Origin of the sequence: Legionella sp., assembly GCF_047605385.1 — a bacterium.
GTDB lineage: Bacteria > Pseudomonadota > Gammaproteobacteria > Legionellales > Legionellaceae > Legionella.
On sequence record NZ_JASGFU010000115.1, the window covers coordinates 1 to 4,730 of the forward strand.

The following is a 4,730-nucleotide window of genomic DNA, read 5'->3' on the forward strand; positions in this document are numbered from 1 at the left end:
GTATTGAGTAAAATATAAGATCTAAACAAATGTAGTATACTGTATAACTTTCCCATCTTCCAAAACCAGCTTATGCGTAAGGCATGAAGGCAATTGCGTTTCAAAATGCCCAACATAAATAATGGTTACACCGTTTTTGCTGATCTCATCTACCAGGTTATTGAAGTATTGTGTTTGTTGCTGATCCAATCCCTGGCATGGTTCATCCAATACCAATAATTGCGGATTTTTAATAATAGTGCGGCCCAATAACGCTAAACGCTGCTTGCCCAAAGGCTGTGTAACCAGCAGCTCATCCCTTACATCGTATAGGTTTAAAAAATGCAGCAGCTCGTCTAACTGTTGTTTTTGAGCATAACGCAGTCGCTGGTACTGTCCATTAGCATCAAAGAAACCGGAAGCCAGGCTTTGTGAAACGGTAGCATTAGCATCAAAGTACCAATGCAGCTCCGGTGATATTAAACCGATGCGCTTTTTAATATCCCATATACTTTCACCACCACCACGCCGTACGCCAAACAACCTTATATCATTGGCATAGGCCTGGGGATGATCTGCTGTGATGAGGCTTAGCAACGTGGATTTCCCAGAACCATTATGACCTTGCAACAGCCATCTTTCGCCGGCATTTACCTGCCAGTTTATACCAGTCAGCACATATTTTTCATCATATCGCACATGAACATTTTTCATATACACGAGTTCCTGCGATGTATATTCAGGTGGTTTTGTAAGGAAAGCGGGAAGAGCCTCTACCCCAGCCCCCTTTGCGTTTTCCCCGAAAGGAGAAATAGGAGACTGAGCATTTACATTGTAATCACGATTTACAATTTTCCCATTTTTTAATTCTATAAGATGATGAACACATCCGGGTAACTCTATATCGTTGCTAATGATGATGAGCGTACCTCCTTTAAATATATATTCATTCAGCAATTGATTAAGATGCGCGCGTGAGTCTTTATCCAATCCCGTATAAGGCTGATCAATGATAAGCAGCTGCGGACTGAGCCACAAGGCTTTTATTAATTGCAATTTTTTATGCTCCCCGCTTGATATTTCAAAAAGCTGCTCATCCAGAACTTTGTTATATTGAAATGTTGTTACCAGAGCATTTAACGTGTCGATGTCCAGTGAATTTTCCTTCCCATACAGTTCCAGCTCGCGGCCTACAGTTACTGTATCTCTTCTTTGCTGGTGATTGTACCGCTGCTGGTAATAAAAATTCCTGTCTCCCTCGAGATTGGTAAAGCGATACCAGTTTTCTACAAAAAGCGTTCTGGCCGGCAATGCACTTTTATTGTCAAAATTTATTTCAATATTCCCCGAGTGCTTCACCAGGCCTGCAATAGCCCTTGCCAGAGTGGTTTTACCACTTCCGCTTTCGCCGCGTATAATCCAGCCCTCGTTCGTATTTACTGTTAGAGAGAAGTTCTCTATAACAGTTTTGAGGCCGTATTGAATAAAGAGATTTTGTATATTGAGAATAGCCATTAATGATCGGGGTAAAAGTTAATTGCCACGGATGCACAGATGCGGTTTTCTAATTACCGAATGAATTTAAAGCCATTTAGTTTTTAAAATAAATCTGAATGTGAACCCAGGCGGACCAGTAGTATTTTCATATTCGGAGTAACTTCTATCCAAATAATAAGCAAGTCGCTCTTGATATGACATTCCCAATTGTCTGAATAATTTCCGGAGAGTTTATGGGTTTTATATTTTTTGTCCAAGCCGTTAGCACCCTTAACCGCAAGCTCATTTTCTATAAAATCAGCGACTAAGGCAAAATCCTTTGCCGACCGCTTCTTTATCAGCTTTAAATCTTTCAGAAACTTGTTAGTATATTCAACCTTGTACATCAGATGCTTCCAAAAAAAGCCTTGAAATCCGTAATTTGTTTTGTTTTCCCTTTCCTGGCATCTTCAATAGCCTTTACTGTTTCGGAGTTAGGCAGATGAGGCAAGGAACTATGGTTATTTTTTTTAGTAACAACAGGCTCTATTGTAACGTCCAGCTCTTTCAAAAGTTGCTTTACAAGGCTGGTTTTTTTATCAGGAATATGTATTGTTAATGTTGTCATATCTAATGCAAAAATACCACTAATTGATAATATTTTTCAATTTGAAAATAAAGATATGGAGTTTCATTTTACCATGTAGCTGCAATGTTAGCTCAGATAGGTTGTCTTTTAGGTGAAATAAAAGTTTACTTGTTTATCGGTTGCTGTAGCAGTTTCTTTATGTTTTGTTTTCGACTGTAAATGTCCATAGAAAGATCATTTGCTATATCAAAAATATTTTTAATCAAAGTATCCGACTGAACGTGAATCGAAGCTGTACCAATATTTTTTTCTATCCAACACGGTCCTCTGATATCAACGAAAAAGTCTATAATGTCGTCAAAAAGAATATTAGTCAAATGGTGCCAATTTTTATTTGCTTTCGTTTCGCTAATAAGAACAAGTCTGACTGAGAACTTGCTATTTGGGTCATGATAAAAGCTCTTTTAGGGCAATTCTTTTGCAATAAACGAAATTGATTTTCAGTGTCAATAAAGCCTGCGAAACGAAGAATATACTCTATTACTGATATTTTCTTTTCCGTCCAAAGTTTATTAGGTTTATGTTGTTCTCCTGTTTTTGACTTCAGTAATAACAAAATCTATTAAACTGTCTGGCTTGATAATTCTTGTATCATTTTCAATATGCAAAGGCCCCGTAATTTCCTTGCTGAATTTGTGTCAAATCGCAAGTATATCCGTCTCTGTGTGATTACCAACCATATTCTTTGAAACACGATGTATGTCATCTGCTGCGTGAACAATAAAATTATCGACAACGAAATAGCCATTGAATCTTAAATACCATTTTGCAAGAACTTCTCCTGCCCTACTATCAATCTTGTTATTTATCATAATAATTAATGTTGATGATTTAGTGATGTGACAGCATTTCCTCTTCTATTGATAAACCATATGATATATAAATAATGGTTCATTTCATTTTTAGTAGATGAGAAATTTGATATATATTCGTTTACTTACGATACTTCTACCCAAGAAGCTATCGCACTGTACTTTCTAAGTATCCTAGAGTCTTCCTGGCTAAGCTTGCCCTACCTCTGACTTCCAGACCTCATAGCACCTTATAAAAAATAATATAGTAATATGTTTACGATTGCAGATTTATACTTTTCAATAACAGATTACATGGCTATTTTACTTCTCTTTTATCAATGCTTACTGCTTCTTTAACCTGATTTACGTTAGATGCTGTGTGTTTTTAACTATAATATATTATCACTTAACATATATCGGATATTCCAAGTTGAGTACTCCGTTTTTAAAAGTATCTCTGGGAATGTAATACTTTTTATTAGTCCCGCTATTTTGATAAACCTGAAATATACCAATTGTTCCATTTTCTTTTTTGCAGGACTTGTAACCTAAATCCACCAAGTTTCCTGTTTGTGATCTCCCCTCATCAAATAACCAAAAATCACGGGCTGGATTTGAAAACATAATAAAAGCCTTTGCTGAAAATATATATTTCATCGTTTCCAGTTTTGCTGATGTTCCTTCAACTTTCTTTTGTACTGTATAAAAATAACTATTGTCCGCCAAAGAGTACATATAGTAGATTTTTATGGATGGTAGTTCTTTAAAATCTTCTGTTATTAAACTAAACGTTACTTGCTGAGATACAGAAACCTTTTTTTTTAATTTATCTGTTACTAAATAGAATTGTATTTTACCGTTTACGCTTTTAAACTCGCACTTAGTATTAGCATAATTAAAAGAATAACGATTTGGAATAAGCACTGTATTCAATTCACTGGTACCTTTTTTGTAAGAATCATATATATCCTCTTCAAATTTATTTAGAATACCAACTATTTGATTAAACAATGAGTTATTTGTCAAATCAAGTGCTTGCCCATTAAGTTGTTCATTGATGAATTTATGATAGGAATTACTAATTCGTACATACTCATCGGGAGCATAGTCTTTTAGTAGAGTGGTAGCTAAATCGCCAATTTTATCTAATCGTTCTTGAATCCAGTCTGTACGAGTATTATAAGTTCTTTGTTTTCTCTCTATTACTGTTCGTAACAAATCTAAATCCACAGGGGGTACGTATTCCGAAGGTGTGTAATCGGGGATTTTTTGACTATATGATTGAGAATTTATTACTATTGCCGACTTTCCCTTTTGTAGTCTATACAGATCAAGTCCGATTTGGAATCCTCTATTATACCCAGCTTGATAATCCCCATAGGTCTCTCCAAGTTTGGGTAATGGCGTTAAAGGAGTTGAAGGAGGTACACAGGTTACGCCGTCATTGTAACAGTAGCCTTCTTTAAAGCCTTTTTCAAAGCCTTTTGAATATTGATTTAATTGTCCAAATGTCGTTGCAGTAAAAACGATCAAAAGTAAAAGAAGAAGTGTTTTTTTATAATTAAGCATCACTCAAATATCGTAAATTATTCATATACCCCCAATCATTATTACAATACAAATCAGCTAATAAGCATACCCTCTTTTAAAGAGTCCCTCTGAATCTTTATGTGCTCAAATAATAACTCTTGTAATAATAAGCCGGTATAATTTTATTAAATAGATACTATATGGTTTGCGATGACACCATAGCCGTCAACTTAAGAAAAAAGCAAAACCCTGCGGTTGCCCGCAGGGACAATTTTATTCCTCATATATTTGTTTTTTGTTTT

4 protein-coding genes are annotated in these 4,730 nt (G+C 35.5%); all 4 read right to left on the reverse strand.

Annotated features, from left to right (window positions below; genetic code table 11):
* Window positions 1–21: 21 nt before the first annotated feature.
* Entirely contained in the window at window positions 22–1,494 is a 1,473-nt protein-coding gene (locus QM652_RS14085; protein WP_415076877.1) for an ATP-binding cassette domain-containing protein, read from the reverse strand.
* Window positions 1,495–1,577: 83 nt separating this feature from the next.
* The gene (locus QM652_RS14090; RefSeq protein WP_415076879.1) at window positions 1,578–1,862 is read right to left on the reverse strand and encodes a type II toxin-antitoxin system YafQ family toxin; all 285 of its coding nucleotides are present in this window, start codon (window positions 1,860–1,862) and stop codon (window positions 1,578–1,580) included.
* Complete coding sequence (locus tag QM652_RS14095) at window positions 1,862–2,083, reverse strand: hypothetical protein (RefSeq protein WP_415076881.1); 222 nt, start codon at window positions 2,081–2,083, stop codon at window positions 1,862–1,864. The genes QM652_RS14090 and QM652_RS14095 overlap by 1 nt, the downstream gene beginning before the upstream one ends.
* A 1,217-nt stretch (window positions 2,084–3,300) precedes the next feature.
* Window positions 3,301–4,467, reverse strand: a complete 1,167-nt coding sequence (locus QM652_RS14100) for a hypothetical protein (protein ID WP_415076883.1) — start codon at window positions 4,465–4,467, stop codon at window positions 3,301–3,303.
* Window positions 4,468–4,730: the final 263 nt, after the last annotated feature.

Excerpts from the sequence above, each read along its gene's own strand:
- QM652_RS14085 (WP_415076877.1), bottom strand. The coding sequence starts at position 1,494 with ATGGCTATTCTCAATATACAAAATCTCTTTATTCAATACGGCCTCAAA.
- QM652_RS14090 (WP_415076879.1), bottom strand. The coding sequence starts at position 1,862 with ATGTACAAGGTTGAATATACTAACAAGTTTCTGAAAGATTTAAAGCTG.
- QM652_RS14095 (WP_415076881.1), bottom strand. The coding sequence starts at position 2,083 with ATGACAACATTAACAATACATATTCCTGATAAAAAAACCAGCCTTGTA.
- QM652_RS14100 (WP_415076883.1), bottom strand. The coding sequence starts at position 4,467 with ATGCTTAATTATAAAAAAACACTTCTTCTTTTACTTTTGATCGTTTTT.